Below are 20903 nucleotides of genomic sequence, written 5' to 3'. Positions count from 1 at the left end.
CGCCGCCGCAGCATGCTGGCGCGGCGGCGGGTGCTTCCGCGGGCGCGCCTGCGGAGGCGTCCGCACGGCCTGTGAAGACCCCTGCGGGGCAGCGGGTCTTCATCAAGATTGCGGCCGCGGCGGAGCATGCGGCCATGCTGGAGCAGCTGAAGGAGCTGCTCGTGCGGCACCCGGGCGTGATGCCGACGGTGCTGTTCTATGAGAGCTCCCAGAAGCTGCTGGCGCTGAGCGAGCGCTACAAGATCAAGCCTTCACCGGAGCTGTTCCGGGAAATTGAGCAGCTGCTGGGACCCCAGACGGTCCGGGTGAAGTGATGGTGAACGTGCCCGAGCCTAGTTAAATGGCGGGCATTTCGCTGCTCTCCCCGTGTGTTCCCGGGGATTTTGAAATGAATATCCCGGACAAGCGGGGCATACAATTTGATATTCCATATTGGTAATCAGCGGCGGCGGCCCGAAAGCTTGGGACGCTGCCGCTGTCTCCCTCTGTTGCGGGAAAAATGAAGGTTATGTTATCATTACTCTATTATACGGGCTCAAAACTGAGGGTTAGGGGGCTTGGAGAAGGACATGTGGACAGTTATGTACATTGCGCCTACCGCAAAAATTGCGGACAGGATTAAAAATAGGCTGACGGAAGAAGGCTTTCTTGTCCAAACACGTCCTGTCAATTTATCCAAACAGCAGTTTGAAATTCTGGTACCTTCCGGGGAACTTGAAGAAGTACAAGAAGTGCTGAATTCTATCTTGCATTCCTGAAGATTAGAATGCGAAGAATGCTATAGAGGATTAACTGCAAGATGCGGGAGAGCAAATAACGGCTGGAGAGGTGTAGTTGTGTTTAAGGACTTATTCCAGAAAAAAAGGAAGTACGCGACCATTCCTTCAGAGCGGGTCGGTCGTGACATGACCGCAGAGCAGGGCGACCGCCCGAAACGTGAGATTCCCGAGGGGCTCATGAGTAAATGCGGCAGCTGCGGGACGATCCAGTACAGCAAAGAGCTGGACAAGAATCTCAAAGTATGTCCGAACTGCGGATATCACATGCGCCTGAACGCGATGGAACGGATTCGTTACATTATGGATGAAGGCAGCTTTGTGGAATATGACGAGGATCTTATATCCGAGGATCCGCTTGGATTCCCCGGCTACGCTACCAAGCTGGAACAGCAGACCCTGAAATCAGGGCTGCGCGAAGCGGTGGTTACAGGACAAGGGACAATTGCGGACCAGCCTGTAATTGTGGCGGTTATGAGCTTTGACTTTTTTACCGGAAGTATGGGTTCTGTTGTAGGGGAGAAGATTACCCGGGCTATTGAGGCGGCAACGGAAAGCAAACTTCCGCTTATTATTTTCTCCACTTCCGGCGGTGCCCGGATGCAGGAGAGTATTCTGAGTCTGATGCAGATGGCTAAGACCAGTGCAGCGCTGTCCCGCTTTAATGAGCAGGGAGGCCTGTATATTTCGGTGATTACGGATCCGACGACCGGAGGCGTTTCCGCCAGCTTTGCCATGCTTGGAGATATTATTATCGCTGAGCCGGGGGCTGTATTCGGCTTTGCTGGACGGATCGTTATTGAGCAGACGATCCGCCAGAAGCTGCCTGATGATTTCCAGACCGCGGAGTTCAACCTGCAGCACGGTCAGCTGGATTTGGTGGTCCACCGCAAGGAACTGAAGAGTATGCTGGCCAAGCTGCTTGAGCTGCACGTTGTGAAAGGAGGAGTTTAAATGGCGGGAGAAATGCCTTTTGAGACACCTCTGACGGAGATGCGCAAGAAGATTGATGAGCTCAAACAGTTCGGAGACGAAAAGGGGATTGATTTCAGCGATGAAATCAACCGTTTGGAGGAAAGGTACCGCGAGCTTGAGGAAGGGATCTACAGCTCGATTTCGCCATCCCAGAAGATGCATCTGGCGAGGAACCATCAGCGGCCGACCTCGTTGGATTTGATCCAACTCATCTTTACGGATTTCATCGAGCTGCATGGAGACCGGATGTTCGGTGACGATCTCGCTATTGTGGGCGGGATTGCCAAGCTGAATGACACGCCGGTTACTGTGCTGGGCCAACAGCGGGGCAAGGATACCAAGGATAACATCGCCCGTTTCTTCGGAAGCCCCCACCCTGAAGGGTTCCGTAAGGCGCTGCGCCTGATGCAGCAGGCCGAAAAGTTCGGCCGCCCGATTGTGACCTTCATCGATACTAAAGGCGCTTATCCGGGAATTACAGCTGAAGAGAGAGGGCAGTCAGAAGCGATCGCCCGCAACTTGCGGGATATGGCTTCCCTTCGTGTGCCTGTGATCTGTGTGGTCATCGGAGAAGGGGGAAGTGGCGGGGCTCTGGCTCTCGGGGTAGGCAACCGGGTGCTGATGCTCGAAAATGCCATCTATTCCGCAATTTCTCCGAATGGAGCCGCGTCCATTCTGTGGAAAGACGCATCCAAGGCGGATCAGGCCGCAGAGGCGATGAAGATTACCGCCGAGGACCTGCTGGAGATGGAAGTCATAGAAGAGATTGTTCCAGAGCCTAAGGGCGGTGCCCATAAGGATTACGAGCAGACTGCCCACAGCATCAAGGAGGCTGTGGTCCGCCACCTGGAGGAGCTTAAGAGCAAGTCTGCGGACGAGCTGCGCGAAGAGAGGTATCAAAAATTCCGGAAAATCGGAAAATTCGGTGTCGCAAAGAAATAAAAACGCACCTATTATAGATTTTGCCCAGCTGGGTAATGATTTAATATGACAAAGTTCCTATACAAATCGTCAATTCTGTAGTAGATTTAATTGTTGGAAAAAGAAGATAAAGAGAGAAACCCGAAAACGGAGGAAACCCCAATGCGTAAAACTAAAATTGTATGTACTATCGGTCCTTCCAGTGAATCTTTGGAGAACATCAAGAAATTGATCCTTGCCGGCATGAACGTAGCCCGTCTTAACTTCTCCCATGGAGATTTCGAAGAGCATGGAGGCCGGATCAAGAACATTCGTCAAGCCAGCCAGGAACTAGGTAAATCCGTTGCGATCCTGCTGGATACCAAAGGTCCTGAAATCCGCACCGGCAAATTGGAAGTAGAGCCTATTGAACTGGTTCAGGATGAATTCATTACCCTGACAACTCAAGAAATCCTTGGTGACAAGAACCGGATCTCGGTTACCTACCAAGACCTGCCAAGCGATGTGGAAGTGGGTTCAACCATTCTGATCGATGACGGTCTGATTGGACTGACTGTTGTGGATATTCAAGGTACAGAGATCAAATGCCGTATTGTTAACGGTGGTACCATCAAGAGCAAGAAGGGTGTAAATGTACCGGGTGTACATATCTCCTTGCCGGGTATTACAGAGAAAGATGCCAACGATATCATCTTCGGTATCGAGCAAGGCATTGATTTCATTGCGGCTTCTTTCGTTCGCAAAGCAAGTGACGTACTAGAGATTCGTGAGCTTCTTGAGAAGCATAACGCCACTTATATTCAAATTATCTCCAAGATCGAGAACCAGCAGGGTGTCGATAACTTGGATGAAATATTGGAAGTTTCCGACGGATTGATGGTTGCCCGTGGTGACCTTGGGGTTGAGATCCCAGCAGAAGATGTACCTTTGGTTCAGAAAATGATGATTGAGAAATGTAATCGTGTGGGCAAGCCGGTTATTACCGCAACCCAGATGCTGGATTCGATGCAGCGCAACCCAAGACCTACCCGCGCTGAAGCCAGTGACGTAGCGAATGCGATCTTTGACGGCACGGATGCCATCATGTTGTCTGGTGAGACTGCTGCCGGTAAATACCCGGTTGAGTCGGTGCTGACCATGTCCCGTATCGCTGAGAAAGCGGAATCGGCTTTGAAATACCGTGAAATTTTCGAGAAGCAAAGCCATGCACAGCAGACTACAGTAACGGAAGCGATCAGCCAGGCTGTTGCAAACTCCGCGCTGGACCTGAATGCTAAAGCTATTATCACTTCAACGGAAACTGGATATACCGCTCGTATGGTATCCAAATACCGTCCAAAATCGCCTATTATTGCGGTTACTACGGTTGACCAAACCCTGCGCCGTCTGGCATTGGCATGGGGCGTAACCCCAGTTAAAGGAAACGTGGCATCCTCAACGGACGAACTGTTCGAATGTGCGATGAAGGGTGGAGTAGATTCCGGACTTGTGAAGGATGGCGATCTGGTTGTAATTACAGCTGGCGTGCCTCTGGGCCGTTCGGGTTCCACGAATTTGGTGAAGATCGGTCAAATCCGCAGCTAGCCGTATCAGAATATGAATGGAACAAGAGCAATGGAACAACCGATGTGTTGAACCATTGCTTTTTTGTTATGATAGCAAGCCGGTTTTAATATACTATGAAGATCAGAACAAGGAGAGCAGCCATGGACCTGATGAACAAGGATAAAGCAATCAGCCGTTGGTATATGGCCGGTCTACGGGTCCGTTATCAGGAGACGGATCAAATGGCGGTGGTATACCACAGCAACTACTTGAACTGGTTTGAAATTGGGCGCACCGAGATGATCCGCGCACTTGGATTCGACTATAAGGGGATGGAAGAGGAGGGAGTTCTGCTCCCGGTAGTGGATGCGAATTTGAAATTCAAGCAGCCGGCCCGTTATGATGACCAGATTGCGGTATTCACGAGAATGACAGCTTTCTCCCCGCTGCGGCTGGGTTATGCTTATGAAGTCAGACGCCTGCAGCCTGGAGAGGAACAGAGCAAGAAAATATGGGAGAATGACGAGCCTCTGCCAGGAGAGCTTCTGGTAACCGGGTCCACCAGCCATGTGTGGGTAGACCTCAGCTGGAGACCGGCCCGGCTGGATAAAAAGCTGCCGAACCTGTACAATGCTCTTAATGGCATTTTACTTAAAGAGCGCAGGCAAGGGCAATAACCTGGTTTCAGATTGGGAAGCAAGGCTTGCAGAAGAAGGGGCAATTTCATGCGTAAATGGACAGTCCTGTTAGTTATGGTTGTGTTTATTATTGAATATGTCGTGTATGCCTGGGTGGGCCAGCGCATTGGGGTGGGGAAAACAATCTTTCTTACGCTGGCGACCTCCATTCTTGGCGGACTTATGGTTCAATTTGAAGGACGGAAGGTACTCGAATCGGCCCGTGGGCAGATGAGTAATGGGCAGCTTCCGGGAAGAACGGTTGTTGACGGGCTTTGTATTCTGATTGGCGGTCTGCTGCTGCTTATTCCTGGATTTGTGACAGACACTATCGGATTCACTATGGTATTTCCGCTGACCCGGCCGCTTTACAAGCTGTGGCTGGTGAAGTGGGTCGCCAAAAAAATGAAGGACGGCTCGATTACCTTTTTTCGGCGCTGACTGGATTGTTTGGCGTTTTTCAAGGCTTAAAGGACAATTCTTATATCAAAACAAAATGACCGAACGGCAGGCCCGGGAATTTATCCTGGCCTGCCGTTCGGTCATTTTGCCTACTAGATCTTCAGCAGAATTGAGAGTATAAGCGCAGCATTGTTTTGGTATAGTCGCCAGGCATTACTACTTTACCAATGAACGGATTCTTTTGCTTTGATATGTTTGTTTTTTAGCGTGAGATTTCGCCTAAGTCAGCGGAGAGAACGAACGACCCGCGGCCAAGCGCTAGCGGTCGTCTTTGGTTTTGGATTTCATCCACTGAAAATAAATCAAGAAATCTAAAACCAACAGCGATGGAAGTAACGTTCGTTCTCGGAGCCTTTTGAACACAAACCGAACTCTTAACATAGATCAGAGGCCGCCCTTTTGGGGCGGCCTCATTTAGTCGAAGTCAGCAGGGCTAATGAATCCTGCCATTCACGATATAATTCCTCAGATCCCGGAACACATTGGCCCGGTTCACCGCGGATATCACCACGAAGGAGACCGGCCCAATAATAAGTCCTAGGACTCCGAACAGCTTAAGACCTACGAACATGCCGATCAAGGTAGGGAGAGGGTCGAGGCCGACACTGCTGGCAAGAACTTTGGGCTCAATCAGCTGGCGTGCGATCAGAATGACACCATACAGAATAGATAGGCCAATTCCAAGCCGGATATCACCCGAGATATACGCATACACCAGCCAAGGGACCATAATGGTTCCTACGCCAAGATACGGCAGCAGATCGACAAAACCGATCAGCAGGGCAAAGGTAAAGGCGGAGTCCACACCAATGATAAGAAGTCCTGCCAGGACGATTACAGCGGTAATGGAGATCATGATGAACTGGGCCCGGAGATAGCCAAACAGCGCCTTTTGCAGGTCTCCCCATACGTCCTTGACCGTCTTGCGGAAAGGAAGGGGGACCCATCCGGTCATGGATCTAAGGTGCCGGTCCCAGTTTTTGCTGATGAAGAAGGTAGCCAGGATGATGACGAGCAGAATGACCCCCAGATTAGGAAGCGAGGTCAGCAGGTTGACAATGCCATTCAGGAAGCTGGTGACCATGTTAGTCACCACTGAGCTGATCGTTTCTGTTGTCCGGTTGATATTCTGGTTAATCGTGTGCTGATAGTCTGGATTGTTCTTAATGAATTTGTTGATCTCACCAATGATGTTTTGGATTCCTTCGCTTTGCGTCCAGCTGATAAAGAAGCTTTTCCATTTCTCGATGTGCAGGTCAAAGGACTGCGTTAAATGAATGAGCTCCTTGACGGAACGGGTAACAACCGCGGATAGAACAACGGAAGCTCCTCCGAAGAAAACCAGGATTCCGAGCGTAACGGCCAGCCATCTTGGAAGCTTGACCTTCTTCTGCAGGAAGCCTACTAACGGATTCATCGCATAAGCGATCAGCCAGGCAATCAGAAAGGGATAGAGCAGTGGGATGAGCCAGTAGAATGCCAGTCCAACCAGCGCAAGTGCGGTGATTACCCAGAACCCCCGAAGCAGGCGTTTGACAATAATATTGTCCAAGAAGCATTCTCCTTTGTAAGAATTGGCTTTTACGGATGAATGTATTCCATCTATTAATTATGTTATAGTATGCAGGAAAAGACCCGGTCAAGGCAAATAGGGCTTGCTTTAGGCCGTTGGAACCAATTTAAATATATAATTTTGTAAGCGGTTAATATTTTGTTTATGGTTGCGATAAAACAATTTGATGTAATAGCGGGCCATTCAGCTGTTCCCATGCATTCGAAAATCCAGTATGATGAAATTAAGTTTCATCTGGTGTAACATTATCTTATTTCTTACACCCGCATTCTTTTAATCTTTCAAAATGTAACTGTTTACATTAGTTTATTTGCTCAATTTATGCCTGACAAAGGAGAGATGTATAATGACAGCTACCAAAGGCCTTGAGGGTATTGTGGCTGCGACTTCTTCTATTAGTTCTATCGAAGATGGCGTGCTGGCTTACCGGGGAATTAATATCGATGAGCTTGCGGAGCATGCCAGTTTTGAAGAAGTGGCTTATTTGCTGTGGTATGGCAAGCTGCCGACCCAGTCTGAACTGGACGCGCTTAAGCAGCAATTGAGTGAATATGCGGCTATTCCTTCCGAAGTGTTGGAACAGATTAAGCTTTATCCCAAATCCACGAATACGATGGCTGCTCTACGTACGGGAGTATCCGCGCTTGCGCTGTACGATGAGACTGCTGGCGATATCAGTCATGAATCGACCCAGAACAAGGCGATCAAGCTGCAGGCCCAGATTCCGACCCTGATCGCGGCGTTTGACCGCATCCGCAAAGGGAAGGAGCCAGTAGCGCCGAAGCAAGGGGTAGGCCTGGCTTATAACTTCCTCTATATGCTCTCTGGCGAGGAACCAGATTCTGTAGCCGTGAAAGCACTGGATCAGGCCCTGGTGCTGCATGCCGACCATGAGCTGAACGCATCCACGTTCTCTGCACGTGTTACCGTAGCTACCTTGTCCGATATATACTCCGGGGTTACTTCCGCGATCGGAACATTGAAGGGGCCTTTGCATGGCGGTGCGAATGAAGCTGTAATGCAGATGCTCAACGAAATCGGCTCCATTGATAAAACGGAAGAGTACATCCAACGCAAGCTTGATAATAAGGATAAAATTATGGGCTTCGGTCACCGTGTATATAAAAACGGGGACCCACGCGCCAAGCATCTGCAGAAGATGTCGAGAGAGCTCAGCTCCCTGAAGGGGGATTCCACGCTTTATGATATGTCTGTGAAAATTGAGTCCCTGATTACTTCCCAGAAAGGGCTTAAGCCGAATGTGGATTTCTATTCCGCGTCGGTCTATACCCTGCTTGGCATCGAGAAGGATCTGTTCACTCCGATCTTTGCGATCAGCCGCTTGTCCGGATGGACGGCACATATTATCGAGCAGCTTGATGACAACCGGATTATCCGTCCTCGCGCCGAATATACCGGGCTTTACAATCAGAAGTATATTCCGATTGATTTAAGATAATTATGCAAGTTATGCTAGAATATAGCGGGAGAAGCGGGTACCGCAGAAATGCGGGCTACCCCTTCTTCATGTATAGGCCTTAACTGGACCTGCTATCATAATTCATACTTTTGAGGAGGAACAAGTAATATGCCGAACTTTGAGAAATTCAGCCTGCCGACTGAAGGCGATAAAATTGAGATTCAAGATGGTAAGCTTCAAGTGCCAAACCGCCCTATCATTCCATTCATCGAAGGTGACGGAACAGGCCGGGATATCTGGAAAGCTTCCGTACGAGTGCTTGACGCTGCTGTAGAGAAAGCCTATGGCGGAGAGAAGAAGATCGCTTGGTACGAAGTCTTCGCGGGAGAGAAAGCATTCAATACATATGGTGAATGGCTTCCTGCGGACACGCTTACTGCGATCCGTGAATACATCGTAGCTATTAAAGGACCACTCACTACGCCAATCGGCGGAGGCATTCGTTCCCTGAACGTGGCGCTGCGTCAGGAGCTTGACCTGTATGTCTGCCTGCGTCCGGTTCGCTATTTCGACGGTGTGCCTTCACCGGTGAAGCGTCCTGAGCTTGTTGACATGGTTATTTTCCGTGAGAATACTGAGGATATCTATGCCGGTATCGAGTACAAGGAAGGCAGCGAAGAAGTGAAGAAGGTTCTTTCCTTCCTACAGAACGAAATGGGTGTTAAGAAGATCCGCTTCCCGGAAACTTCCGGAATCGGGATTAAGCCTGTGTCTGAAGAAGGTTCCAAGCGTCTGGTCCGTGCCGCGGTTCAATATGCTATCGATCATGGACGTAAGAGTGTCACGCTCGTTCACAAAGGCAATATCATGAAATTTACAGAAGGCGCCTTCAAGAACTGGGGTTATGAAGTTGCTGAGCAGGAGTTCGGCGACAAGGTGTTCACTTGGGCACAATACGACCAAATTAAAGAACAGTCCGGTACAGATGCGGCGAACGCTGCTCAGAAGGAAGCTTTGGATGCTGGCAAAATCCTGATTAAGGATGCGATTGCGGATATCGCCCTTCAACAGGTATTGACCCGTCCAACTGACTTTGATGTCATCGCAACGCTGAACCTGAACGGGGACTATCTGTCCGACGCTTTGGCGGCGCAAGTTGGAGGTATCGGGATCGCTCCAGGTGCCAATATTAATTATGTGACTGGACATGCAATTTTTGAAGCCACTCACGGCACGGCTCCGAAGTACGCGGATCTTGATGTGGTCAACCCGGGTTCGGTTATTCTGTCCGGCGTTATGCTGCTTGAGCACCTTGGCTGGCAGGAAGCTGCAGACCTGATTTACAAAGGCCTTGAAACCTCCATTAACAATAAAACCGTGACTTATGACTTTGCCCGCCTGATGGAAGGCGCAACAGAAGTGAAGTGCTCGGAGTTCGCTGATCAAGTTATCAAAAACATGTAGGAGGACTGTCCAAGTGGGAATTCAACGTAAAAAGATTACGGTTGTGGGCGCCGGATTTACCGGCGCAACTACCGCTTTGATGCTTGCGCAGAAAGAACTCGGTGATGTTGTTCTTCTTGATATTCCTCAATTGGAGAATCCGACTAAAGGTAAGGCGCTTGATATGCTGGAAGCAAGTCCTGTACAGGGCTTCGACAGCAACATTGTGGGTACCTCGAGCTATGAGGATGCCGCAGGTTCGGATATTGTGATCATTACCGCCGGGATTGCCCGCAAGCCGGGCATGAGCCGCGACGACCTGGTCAGCACAAATGCAGGCATTGTGACTTCGGTCTGTGAGAACGTGAAGAAATATTGCCCGGATTCCATTGTTATTATTCTGAGCAATCCGGTGGATGCCATGACTTATGCGGCTTACAAAACTTTAGGCTTCCCGAAGAACCGCGTCATCGGCCAATCCGGTGTGCTTGATACCGCCCGGTACTGCACCTTCATTGCCCAGGAACTGAATGTGTCGGTGGAAGACGTTCGCGGCTTCGTGCTTGGTGGACACGGCGACGATATGGTTCCGCTCGTCCGTTACTCCAGCGTCGGTGGAATCCCGATTGACACTTTGATTCCGAAGGACCGTATTGAAGCCATCGTACAGCGGACCCGCGTTGGCGGGGGAGAAATCGTAAACCTGCTGGGCAACGGCAGTGCTTACTACGCTCCGGCTGCTTCATTGGTACAGATGGCGGAAGCTGTCTTGAAGGATAAGAAACGGATTATTCCGGTGATTGCCCTGCTTGAAGGGGAATACGGGTATAACGATCTGTTCTTGGGTGTGCCGGCGATTCTCGGCGGCAGTGGTATTGAGAAAGTATTCGAGCTTGAATTGACAGCGGAGGAGAAAGCGGCTTTGGATAAGTCGGCTGAATCTGTACGCAGTGTCATCAAGATTGTCCAAGGCTAAGATGTCGAAGCCGGGCAATCCTACTACCGGCCTTCAATCTGCTGAAAACGCGGACTGGAGGCCGGTTTGGTTTATTTTCCGTGATTTGAGCCGTTTAATTCGGGGATTTGTCTTAATATGTTCACGTTTTAACAGATTGCTTATTCTATCTCTCCCTTGTACCTTTTCTTTAATCTGGATAATGGATATAATAGTTTATAATTAATCTAAATAAGTGAAAGGTGGCAAAATGTTGTGACAAATGCGATGATTTTTCTGCACGTTCTTGGCTCACTAGCACTTGGCTTCTACATTGTTCTTCCATTTGTTGTCGGGCGTGTGGGCAGCCTGTCTCTGCCCGCCCAGGAAGGGACAGTGTCTGCAGTAAGAACACTCAACCGCTTTGGACAGTACGGCTTGATTCTCCAGTTCCTAACGGGGGGATACCTTATCAGTAAAGGGAACTATTCCGTAACTTGGATGGTCGTAGTGATTGTTCTCTTCCTGGCTGCCGGAGCACTTAGCGGCATTATTGGCAAGCCGCTGCGCCTTGCTGGGGAAGCCATCCGCGCCAAGAAGGAAGCCACAGATCATATTGGCAAGATCCGTACTCTTAGCTCGGTATTGGCTATTGTGATGATTGTTATTGTATATTTCATGGTTTTCCGTTATGTAATTTAATTAGATATACATAAGAAGCCGAATCTTCTAAGACAGAAGATTCGGCTTTTTGTTTAAGCCCTAACTGGGAAACGTTCATGCGGCCGCAGATTCAAAAACCCCGCGGTCAGCCGGAGTTAGGATTCCCGGGGACGGGGGCTTTTGGACATGTTATTCTTTGGACGGAGATGATGAGAGTTCATCAAGATGGGTAAACATTAGCTTAATCACATCCAGGGCCATCTGCTTCTCCTTGGAGGAGCGGTTCATCATGATCTGCCGGAGCTGGTCTATGAACTGATCATCTGTGATTTCTATGGAGTCCTGCAGCAGGTAATCTACCGTTACGCCCAGCTCGTTGGCAAGCCGGATCAGCGTATCGAGGGATAAGCTGCGTTCTCCTCTCTCAATCTGCCCTATGTATGCGTCGGAGACATCGATTCTCTCTGCCAACTTTTCCTGGGTCCAATGCATCTTGCGGCGTTCCTGCCGCAGCCGTTTGCCGAGTGAATCATAATTCATATAACCCCTCCTACTATAAAATTAGTGAATATGAGAGGTAAACTTAATAAGCTAACAGTTTTATAAATGTTTACTTATAGTTTTATTTGGGTTATTATGGAAGTATGTATCGAGTTAGTATTTCCAATGTAAGTGAGGTTAAACTTTATGCTAACGAATGTACCGGCTGTATCAGTCATCATTGCGGTCAAGAATGAAGGAATCAATCTGATGATGACCCTTGAATCGATGAAGGTCTCCAAGACAGACATCCCTTATGAAGTTATTATTGTTGATGATCAGTCTATGGATTGCTGTTGTGAATTCCTGTACGAGTACCGGTTCCCTATGCCTATCCATTATGTGAAGACAGAGGGCATCGGTGCGGCCGCAGCAAGGAATCGGGGGGCTTTGGCAGCCAAGGGGGAGATATGTGTATTCTGCTCGGGCCATATGTATGTTGATGATTATTGGATGGAGGGATTAGTTCAATCCATCAGATCGGGTTCAACTGATTGTGTAAGTCCTAGTATATCTGCTCACCAGCAACAAGACAGGATTGGATATGGACTGTCGCTGAAGCTGCCGGAATTAACAGTAGAGTGGATTACAGACAGGGATGATCTTGGGGAGGCGCCCGTCCTGCCTTGGCAGTGTATAGCGGTCAGGCGTGAGCTTTTTGTTGAGAATCAGGGGTTCGAGGCAGGCTTTAGGCAGGAAGAAGCCGTGGCGGCAGAGTTCTCGCTCCGGATGAGGCTGCTGGGCTTTAGATGCAGGATTGAGCCTTCCGTCAACATTTCGCTGGTTTACCGTACCGTGTTTCCATACGTACCTCCTGTGGATTACCGGGATTATCATCTTCTCCGGCTGGCGTATCTGCATTTCAATGAGGAGAGGCTGGAGAAATCCCGCAGGGTAGCTGGTGAGGGAGGCGAACTGCAGAAATGGGAGAGCGAGCTCCTGGAGGATGGTGTGCTCCAGCTTAGAGAGCAGTATCTGGCGCGCAGGCAGTTTGATGACAGCTGGTTTTTTGACCGGTACCAGATTGAGTACTGATTGGAGATAATTCTTTTTCTGGTAAATGGAAAGTCGAATCCGGTTTCATAAACTTGATTATGATTGCGAATTGGAAAGCTGCGATATTATCTACAATTTTGTCAGTTTAGTGATGAGAGGTTCAATTCTTTCCCAGGTGGTAAGTATGTTAGGAATAATGTCCAAGGTTATCTTGGCATCCTAGACATAATCATGAATTCCAGCCATCACAAGGAGGAGAACTTGAAATGTCATCAAACAATCAACAGCCTAAACAAACCATGCCAGCACAGCATCAGAATCAAAGACCGGGCCTGGAAGACCAGATGAACCCGCTACCGCAATATGAAGGCTCTTATCAGGCCGCAGGCAAGCTGAAGGGCAAGGTTGCGCTTATTACTGGAGGAGACAGTGGAATTGGACGGGCCGTAGCCGTTGCTTATGCCAAAGAAGGAGCGGACGTGGCTATTGTATATTTGAACGAACATAGTGATGCGGAGAAGACGAAATCGGAAGTGGAGAAGCACGGGCGCAGAGCGCTTTTGATCCCTGGAGATATCGGAGAGGAGGCTTTTGCACAGGAAGCTGTGAAGAAGACGGTAAGTGAGCTCGGCGGGCTCGATATCCTGGTGAACAATGCCGGTGAACAGCATCCGCAGGAGAACATCGAGGATATTACTTCAGAGCAGCTTGAACGGACATTCCGCACGAACATATTCGCTATGTTCTACTTAACCAAAGCGGCTATGCCTCATTTGAAGAAGGGCTGCACCATTATCAACACCGCTTCGGTTACCGCCTACAAGGGGAATCCGACACTGCTGGATTACTCTTCGACCAAAGGCGCTATTGTGAGCTTTACCCGGGCATTATCGATGAATCTGGTTGGCAAAAAAGGCATCCGGGTCAACGCCGTTGCCCCGGGACCCATCTGGACACCACTCATTCCTTCCACTTTTGACGAAGAGAAGGTGAAGCAGTTCGGGGCAGATTCACCAATGCAGCGCCCTGGACAGCCGGAGGAATTGGCACCAGCCTATGTGTTCCTGGCATCCGAGGATTCGTCTTACATCAGCGGACAGGTACTCCATGTAAACGGTGGAGAGATTGTGAACGGATAATCAGTTAAGACATAATGAAGGCGGCCGCCAGGCTTAAGAACCTGGCGGCCGCCTTTTGTTGTTCCAATTAGCTGCTCCTAATCGGATAAATCGGTAGACAGTTCGTCCAGGGTGAGCTCAAAGCTGGGCGCGAGATGAACGAGGAAGTAGGAAACTTCCGGCATTTGCAGGCTTTCGAGCTTCTGCTGGAGCTGGCTCTTGGCTGCGGCGAACTCCCTGTTGCCGGAGGCAAGCTCCCAGGTGCATTTGAGGTAAGCGTCGAGTGTATCGGCGGCTTTTACATATTTGCGCAGCTCTTGATCGGCAGGATCATCCGCATTAAGCAGAGGTCCATATGCGGGCGCAAGCTCGGGAGGAATCATAGAAGTCAGACGTTCTGCGGCAATGGCCTCCATTTCTCTAAAGTTTGACAGCAGGCGGGGATTATGATGTTTGACCGGAGTAGGAATATCCCCGGTGAACACTTCGGTCGCATCATGGAACAGGGCGAGTGTGGCAGCACGCTCGGACTGCAGCTGCCTGTCGTAGAGACGGTTGCCGATTTCGCATAACAAATGGGCAAGAAGAGCGACATGGAAAGAGTGCTCGGCGACATTTTCAATTGAAGTGCTGCGCATCAGGCTCCAGCGGCTGATGGACCTAAGCCTGTACATATAGGCCGAGAAGTGATAGTTCATAGGTCATATCCCTCTTTCAAACAGATTTAATAGATCATAATACGGGGATTACATTGTGTTATTATAATACTAACAATGTTAACGAAGAGAAGATGACGGAAGCAAGCTATATAAAATGAACTTTAAAAAAATAACCAATCTCAGCTTCGATCCCGAGTGATTCTGAAGAAGCGGAGCATCCGCCTTTGTCTCCGAAATGCTCCGCTGAACATCTATATAAGTTGAACTAAAGAATTACGAATAGGAAAGAGTGTGAAATGATTCTGGAGAAGCGAAGCGTTCGCCTTTGTGACCGGACTTCAACCTTATACATTTAATTCAAGAAATCGGGGAGCAACAGCGATCGGAGGAACATTTCATACGTCTTCCTTACGTGTAAATCAATAGTTCATCTTATATAGTTCAAGCATTTCGGAGACAACAGGGGGCGTAAGAACACTCGGCATCACAGCGCCCCAAAAGGGTGACCTTTATAAGTTTATTTTATATAGTCACCTAAATTACATTAAAAAAAGGAAGAACTAATGAAGACATTTCGAATGCGCTTATCCCTCATTCTAATGGGGCTGGTCGGGATCTCGATGCTTGCTGCCGGGTTAATTATGGCCCAGGTATTTAAGGAATCGCACGTGTCCGCACTGGAAGAGAATATGGCCCGGGAAATAAACCTCATCTCCAGCACGCTGCAGCTGCCCAAGATCAATGGGAACCCGGAAGCTATGGTCTATTATACTGGACAGGCGAAGAGGATGGACAGCCTGACCAAATCAAGGGTAACTTTTATTAATTTGGATGGTACCGTAATCGGAGATTCGGAGAGCGATCCGTCCAAGATGGAGAATCACAGCTCCCGCGAAGAGATTAAGCTGGCCAAACAAACTGGGGAAATCGGCACAGCGATCCGCTTCAGCAGTACGATACATGAAGACATGCTGTATGTTGCGAAACATGTCGTTGCAGAGCAAGGGGGATTTGACGGATATATCCGTCTGGCTATGAGTCTGGAGACAGTGAGTGAAGGCCTGCATAAGGGCTGGACCTTGATGATTGGCGGACTCATCGTCTTGTTCCTTGCAGCAGCACTAACCAGCTACCGGGTTGCCACCGGGCTTACCCGGCCCCTGGAGAAGATCACTACCGTTGCTCACCGGATCTCCAAGCTGGATTATGACGCCAGAGTCCAGTTAGAGCGCAAGGATGAGATCGGACAGCTTGGCGAGGCTATCAACGCGATGGCTGACAGCCTGCAGCAGCAGCTGAAGCGTATCCGCGACAATGAGGACCTGCTGCAAAGCGTACTCTCCAACATGACCGGCGGGATACTTATGGTGGATACGGGCGACCGGATCGCCCTTGTGAACAAGGAGGCAGAGCGAATTCTTCGGCTGAAGGATACCGCAATGCTGGGCAGGCTGTACCATGAGATCAAACGCAGTTATGAGCTCACCCGGTTCATGGATGAGGGGATATCCCGCAAGGAGTATATGAGGGAAGAGCGGACGATCTATGACCCTGAGGAGAAAATTCTGCATTTTGACAGTGTGCCTATGTTCGAGGATGATGGTTCCTACAGGGGAACGCTGTTCCTGCTGCAGGACGTGACGGAAATCCGCAAGCTTGAAGTGATGCGAAGTGAGTTTGTAGCTAATGTATCCCACGAGCTTAAGACCCCAATTGCGGCCGTAAAAGGATTTGCGGAAACCCTGCTGGGCGGCGGGGTGCAGGATGAGGAGACGAAGCGGTCATTCCTGCAAATCATTTATGATGAAGGAGATAGACTGAACCGCCTGATTGGCGATATTTTGGAATTATCCAAGATTGAATCCAGAAGGGTCCCTCTGGAGTATTCGCCTGTTCACGTTCAGAGTCTGCTCGGCAGCATCTTTGAAGTGCTGCATTCCTCGGCAGCGAAGAAGTCCATCACGATGAAGCTGGAGGTGCCTGATGAGCTGTTTATGGAAGCGGACGAGGATCGCTTGCGGCAGATCTTCATGAACCTGCTGTCCAATGCGATCAGCTACACCCTTGATGGAGGAAGGGTGAAGGTGACGGTGGAGAGCATCTGTGAGAAGGACGAGGAAGAGAAGGTCCGGTTCACGATTAGCGATACCGGAATCGGTATTCCCAAGAAGGATTTGCCGCGGATTTTTGAGCGGTTCTACCGGGTGGATAAAGCGCGTTCTCGCAGTTCAGGCGGTACCGGGCTGGGCCTCTCGATTGTCAAGCATCTGGTGGAGCTTCATGAAGGCACAATCCGGGTGGACAGCAAGGTCGGAGAAGGAACCACGTTTATCCTCGATTTACCTTTACTTCATAATGTAGAGTAGATTATGAATAAAGTTTCCTTTTTTACACAACGTTAACACTCTCGTGATATGCTGAGCTTGTCAACATTTGTCATCATTATTCCGATTTGATAAAAATGGGGGTACTAAGAGTATATATGGCGCAACGACTTTTGGTTATTGAGGATGAGCCAACCTTATCCAGATTATTATCTTATAACCTATCGAATGAGGGTTATGAAGTGACCGTTGAGGAACATGGGCAGTCAGGCTGTGATACCGCATTGAAATCGGATTTCGATCTGATTCTGCTTGATCTCATGCTTCCGGGAATGAACGGGTTCGAGATCATGTCCAGGCTGCGGAGTGAGGGCGTGAAAACACCGATTGTGATTCTCACGGCCAAGAATGCGGAAGAAGAGGTTGTTCAAGGACTTAAGTCGGGAGCAGACGATTACATTACCAAGCCGTTTGGAGTGGCGGAGCTGCTCGCTCGCGTAGCTGCTGTGCTTAGAAGGTCAACGGGACAGGATGAGCGGGATAAAGCCTCCATTCATCCCGAGTCACAGATCAGTCTTGGAGAGCTGTCGATCTACCCTGAGAAGTATGAGGTTACTCTTGGTGGGGAACATATCACCCTCCGGCCCAAAGAGTTCGAGGTTCTTCTGTATCTGGCCCGGAAGCCGGGGGTCGTCATGACCCGGGATGATCTCATGAACGCGGTATGGGGTTTTGATTATATCGGAGGACAGCGGACCGTAGATGTCCATGTGAGCTCACTCCGGAAGAAGCTTGAGCTTGATCCGGGGTCCGTACACATCGACTCCATTCGTGGAGTAGGCTACAAGCTTGTCGTAAATAAGAAAAGAAGCGCCCATCATTTCGGTTAAATGATGGGTGTTTTTTGTATTAAGATAACTCTTTTAACAATAAAACGCGGTCTTCCTAACATTCTGTGAATAGTTTTGTCCTATATTTTGGGATATAGGAAAAAAGTCATAGGAGTGAAGACTATGAATAACGAGGCCATCGCCGTGCTTGAAAGACCTTTGGTTAAACAGGATAAGCAACACGAACCTCCAGTCGAACACGTGACAGGGATGTTGGAGGAAGCAGTCTCTGAACGAATGGTGAACAGGACTTCCACAGAGGTCTCAGCGGCTCAATACTGCCGGAAGGTCCCTGTTATTCATGCGGAGGAAATCTGTGGTGAGGTGCTGCGTACGCTCCGGGCAGATGAACAAATTCCCTGCATTGTGATTGTGGATGAGGGGAACTCCCCGCTGGGGCTGATTATGCGGGATGCATTCTACCGCTTGTTCGCCGGTCGCTTCGCTTCGGATCTGTTCTACGACAAGCCGGCTCTCTTATTTGCGGAACAGGCTCCGACTGTACGGGAAGTGTCAGCTGATCCCGGTGAGCTGATTGATGCGGCCCTGAACAGACAGGGCTCAAAGTTCTACCAGTGTATGATCCTGACAGAACAGGATCAGGTAAAGGGAGTGCTGACCGTACAGGACCTCATGATTATGTCGAGAAGTCTGCAGACGCAGGCGGATCAGGCCAGAATTGTGACGGTTAAGGAAAGTCACGGAAGATTGGGCCGGATTGGACAATCCGTGCACCATGTATCGGAGGCTGCCGGGCGAAGCCTGCGCGAAGCTGAGATGATGAGCCGTCTGGTTACGGCGGGACGAGCGGAGCTTCAGCAGGTGAAGGAGTCATTCGAGCGGCTGCTCAGCATCACCAGCCGTCAGGAGAAGCAGGTCAAGGAGCTGCTGGAGCGAACGGTGGAAATCTCCGAGATTACCGGCAGCATCCGCGAGCTTGCGGACCGCAGCGGACTCCTGGCGATGAACGCGGCCATTGAGGCCGCCCATGCAGGGGAGCATGGCCGCGGATTCGCAGTGGTCGCAAGTGAAGTTGGCAGCTTGTCCTCCCAGACGAAGAAGTTCTCGGAGGAAATCGGGAAGACGCTGCAGCGGATCGGGGAAATGGTTCGGGAGACCGCAGCCATGGCTGTGACCTCCGCGGCAGAGGTCGAGGGAAGCCGGGAGCACGTCGCGGAGGCGGACACCACCTTTGAATCGCTGGTGGAGGCAGTGCATCAAGCTGAACTACGGGGCAGGGAAATGCACCAGTCCTCGGGCGAGGCTGCCCAAAGAGCGCATAAGGTTATGAAGGAGCTGGAACGTCTCGCCGGGCCTATAGAGCAGGGATGAGCCTTGGAAGCCGTAATACGGCAAAATCCGATAATTTTTACACTGCGTTTACAATTCTGCACATTGGTCTTTACACAAAACAGGTAAGATGATGAGGTATTGACTAGAAACCACATTTATCCGAATTTACAACGAAGCCTGCGGGCTTCTTTTATCTTATTATCCTATGAGGCGTAATTGAAGGAGAAGTGACATGGAAGCGATCATTAATATTGAGAAATTGAATTTGTACTATGAATCTTATCATGCGCTTAAGGATGTCTCCATGGACATCCCGGAGAAGGCCATCACCGCCTTCATCGGACCGTCCGGCTGCGGAAAGTCCACGCTGCTGCGGACGCTTAACCGGATGAATGACATGATCGCGGGAACACGGATCGAAGGAGCCGTGAAGATCGGCGGAACGGACATTTACAGTGATGACGTTCATGTTGAGGCTCTCCGCAAACGAGTCGGTATGGTGTTCCAACAGCCCAATCCTTTTCCAAAGTCCATTTATGACAATATTGCTTATGGACCGCGTCTTCATGGCATCCGCAGCAAATCCGAGCTTGATGAAATCGTTGAGCAGAGTCTTCGTCAGGCCGTGCTGTGGGACGAGGTTAAGAATTTCCTCAAGCGCTCCGCTTTAAGTTTATCCGGGGGGCAGCAGCAGCGTCTGTGTATCGCAAGGGCGCTTGCGGTTCAGCCTGACATCCTGCTGATGGATGAAGCCACTTCTGCCCTCGACCCGATCTCGACGCTGAAGATTGAAGAACTGGTACAAGAGTTAAAAGACAGGTATACGATCGTGATGGTAACGCATAACATGCATCAAGCAGCCCGCATCTCGGGAAGAACCGTCTTCTTCCTGAACGGGGAAGTTGTTGAAGCGGATGAGACCCAGAAGCTGTTCTCCACGCCGCAGGATTCAAGAACCGAAGATTACATTTCGGGCCGATTTGGTTAAGTAGAAGGGAGCATCTTAGGGATGATTCGGAGAAAAGAGTTTGATCAGAACCTTGAAGAACTGCGTAATTTGCTGCGCGCCATGGGCGAGCACGTACAGGAAGCTCTCAAAGGAGCCATTGAAGCGCTCCAGACCACGAACACCGCCAAGGCGGAGGTTATTATTAAGCGGGATGCTGAACTGAATTACATGGAAGACCAGATTATGGAGATTGGGTCCCGTCTAATCGTGACCCAGCAGCCGGTAGCGAAGGATCTGCGCCGGATTATCGTAGCCTTCAAGATCTCCAGCGATCTTGAGCGCATGGGCGATCTGTCCATTGATATCGCGAAGATTACACTTCGCCTTGAGGGGCAGGAGTTAATCAAACCGCTGGTGGATATCCCGCGGATGGCGGAATTGGCAGGGATTATGATTGAGGAGTCACTGCAGGCTTACCTGGATGAGAACACAGATCTAGCTTATAAAATGGCCCAGGATGACGATGAAATCGATCACCTCTACAGCCAGATTATCCGTGACCTGTATGGTATTATGGCTTCGAATCCTGAGAATGTGCAGCAGGCGATGCTGCTGACTCTGGTAGGCCGTTATATTGAACGGATCGCCGATCACGCAACTAATATTGGGGAGAGCGCCGTGTATTTGGCCACCGGGCAGCGGCCGGATTTGAACCAATAATCGAATAGCAGGGAAGGAAGAGCAT

20 protein-coding genes and 1 pseudogene are annotated in these 20903 nt (G+C 49.9%); 18 read left to right on the top strand and 3 right to left on the bottom strand.

Annotated features, from left to right (window positions below; translation table 11 throughout):
* The 7 genes and pseudogenes from BN6628_RS18905 to BN6628_RS18875 form a co-directional block, all read left to right on the top strand.
* Window positions 1–314 (top strand): annotated as a pseudogene (locus BN6628_RS18905) (hypothetical protein); the annotation flags it as partial.
* A gap of 255 nt (window positions 315–569) precedes the next feature.
* Window positions 570–758: a glutamate decarboxylase gene (locus BN6628_RS26715; RefSeq protein WP_068619916.1), complete on the top strand. Its 189-nt coding sequence runs from the start codon at window positions 570–572 to the stop codon at window positions 756–758.
* A 78-nt stretch (window positions 759–836) separates the two neighbouring features.
* On the top strand, window positions 837–1730 hold the full coding sequence (gene accD, locus BN6628_RS18895) for an acetyl-CoA carboxylase, carboxyltransferase subunit beta (RefSeq protein WP_068619915.1): 894 nt from the start codon (window positions 837–839) through the stop codon (window positions 1728–1730).
* Window positions 1731–2693 (top strand): acetyl-CoA carboxylase carboxyltransferase subunit alpha, encoded by a 963-nt coding sequence (locus tag BN6628_RS18890; RefSeq protein WP_068619914.1) that lies wholly within the window; start codon window positions 1731–1733, stop codon window positions 2691–2693.
* Between the two features lie 141 nt (window positions 2694–2834).
* A complete protein-coding gene (gene pyk, locus BN6628_RS18885; protein WP_068619913.1) occupies window positions 2835–4256 on the top strand; it encodes a pyruvate kinase in 1422 nt (473 codons plus the stop codon).
* A gap of 122 nt (window positions 4257–4378) precedes the next feature.
* Window positions 4379–4894: an acyl-CoA thioesterase gene (locus tag BN6628_RS18880; protein WP_374706258.1), complete on the top strand. Its 516-nt coding sequence runs from the start codon at window positions 4379–4381 to the stop codon at window positions 4892–4894.
* Between the two features lie 48 nt (window positions 4895–4942).
* Window positions 4943–5335 carry an FxsA family protein gene (locus BN6628_RS18875; protein ID WP_068619912.1) on the top strand — a complete coding sequence of 131 codons (393 nt, stop codon included), beginning with the start codon at window positions 4943–4945 and terminating at the stop codon, window positions 5333–5335.
* A gap of 454 nt (window positions 5336–5789) precedes the next feature.
* Here the strand turns inward: BN6628_RS18875 and ytvI are convergent, their stop codons facing one another.
* Window positions 5790–6908, bottom strand: coding sequence for a sporulation integral membrane protein YtvI (gene ytvI, locus BN6628_RS18870; RefSeq protein ID WP_068619911.1), 1119 nt, complete (start codon window positions 6906–6908; stop codon window positions 5790–5792).
* 367 nt (window positions 6909–7275) lie between these two features.
* On the opposite strand from ytvI, the gene BN6628_RS18865 reads away from it, so the two are divergent.
* The 4 genes from BN6628_RS18865 (at window position 7276) to BN6628_RS18850 (ending at window position 11428) form a co-directional block, all read left to right on the top strand.
* On the top strand, window positions 7276–8388 hold the full coding sequence (locus BN6628_RS18865) for a citrate/2-methylcitrate synthase (protein WP_068619910.1): 1113 nt from the start codon (window positions 7276–7278) through the stop codon (window positions 8386–8388).
* A 129-nt stretch (window positions 8389–8517) separates the two neighbouring features.
* Window positions 8518–9813 carry an NADP-dependent isocitrate dehydrogenase gene (icd, locus tag BN6628_RS18860; RefSeq protein WP_068619909.1) on the top strand — a complete coding sequence of 432 codons (1296 nt, stop codon included), beginning with the start codon at window positions 8518–8520 and terminating at the stop codon, window positions 9811–9813.
* A gap of 13 nt (window positions 9814–9826) precedes the next feature.
* On the top strand, window positions 9827–10768 hold the full coding sequence (gene mdh, locus BN6628_RS18855) for a malate dehydrogenase (RefSeq protein WP_068619908.1): 942 nt from the start codon (window positions 9827–9829) through the stop codon (window positions 10766–10768).
* Window positions 10769–11002: 234 nt separating this feature from the next.
* Window positions 11003–11428: a hypothetical protein gene (locus BN6628_RS18850; RefSeq protein WP_089153565.1), complete on the top strand. Its 426-nt coding sequence runs from the start codon at window positions 11003–11005 to the stop codon at window positions 11426–11428.
* Window positions 11429–11578: 150 nt separating this feature from the next.
* Here BN6628_RS18850 and BN6628_RS18845 read toward each other — a convergent pair whose 3' ends face one another.
* Window positions 11579–11929, bottom strand: a complete 351-nt coding sequence (locus BN6628_RS18845; protein ID WP_068619907.1) for a helix-turn-helix domain-containing protein — start codon at window positions 11927–11929, stop codon at window positions 11579–11581.
* 147 nt (window positions 11930–12076) lie between these two features.
* Between BN6628_RS18845 and BN6628_RS18840 the strand changes: the two genes are divergently transcribed.
* Both BN6628_RS18840 and BN6628_RS18835 read left to right on the top strand, forming a co-directional pair.
* Entirely contained in the window at window positions 12077–12964 is an 888-nt protein-coding gene (locus BN6628_RS18840) for a glycosyltransferase (RefSeq protein ID WP_068619906.1), read from the top strand.
* Window positions 12965–13191: 227 nt separating this feature from the next.
* Complete coding sequence (locus BN6628_RS18835) at window positions 13192–14064, top strand: SDR family oxidoreductase (RefSeq protein ID WP_068619905.1); 873 nt, start codon at window positions 13192–13194, stop codon at window positions 14062–14064.
* A gap of 77 nt (window positions 14065–14141) precedes the next feature.
* Here the strand turns inward: BN6628_RS18835 and yfbR are convergent, their stop codons facing one another.
* Complete coding sequence (yfbR, locus tag BN6628_RS18830; protein WP_068619904.1) at window positions 14142–14741, bottom strand: 5'-deoxynucleotidase; 600 nt, start codon at window positions 14739–14741, stop codon at window positions 14142–14144.
* A 524-nt stretch (window positions 14742–15265) separates the two neighbouring features.
* Between yfbR and pnpS the strand changes: the two genes are divergently transcribed.
* From pnpS to phoU, 5 genes are all read left to right on the top strand, one after another.
* The gene (gene pnpS, locus BN6628_RS18825; protein WP_068619903.1) at window positions 15266–17068 is read left to right on the top strand and encodes a two-component system histidine kinase PnpS; all 1803 of its coding nucleotides are present in this window, start codon (window positions 15266–15268) and stop codon (window positions 17066–17068) included.
* A gap of 116 nt (window positions 17069–17184) precedes the next feature.
* Complete coding sequence (locus tag BN6628_RS18820; RefSeq protein ID WP_068619902.1) at window positions 17185–17916, top strand: response regulator transcription factor; 732 nt, start codon at window positions 17185–17187, stop codon at window positions 17914–17916.
* Between the two features lie 123 nt (window positions 17917–18039).
* A complete protein-coding gene (locus BN6628_RS18815) occupies window positions 18040–19248 on the top strand; it encodes a methyl-accepting chemotaxis protein (protein WP_068619901.1) in 1209 nt (402 codons plus the stop codon).
* 193 nt (window positions 19249–19441) lie between these two features.
* The gene (gene pstB, locus BN6628_RS18810; RefSeq protein ID WP_068619900.1) at window positions 19442–20197 is read left to right on the top strand and encodes a phosphate ABC transporter ATP-binding protein PstB; all 756 of its coding nucleotides are present in this window, start codon (window positions 19442–19444) and stop codon (window positions 20195–20197) included.
* A gap of 21 nt (window positions 20198–20218) precedes the next feature.
* Window positions 20219–20878 carry a phosphate signaling complex protein PhoU gene (gene phoU, locus BN6628_RS18805; RefSeq protein WP_068619899.1) on the top strand — a complete coding sequence of 220 codons (660 nt, stop codon included), beginning with the start codon at window positions 20219–20221 and terminating at the stop codon, window positions 20876–20878.
* Window positions 20879–20903 lie beyond the last annotated feature (25 nt).

This window comes from Paenibacillus tuaregi, from assembly GCF_900086655.1.
GTDB classification, from domain to species: Bacteria; Bacillota; Bacilli; order Paenibacillales; family Paenibacillaceae; genus Fontibacillus; species Fontibacillus tuaregi.
Note: the sequence above shows the minus strand (reverse complement) of the source record. Positions and strands in the feature narration are given on the sequence as shown.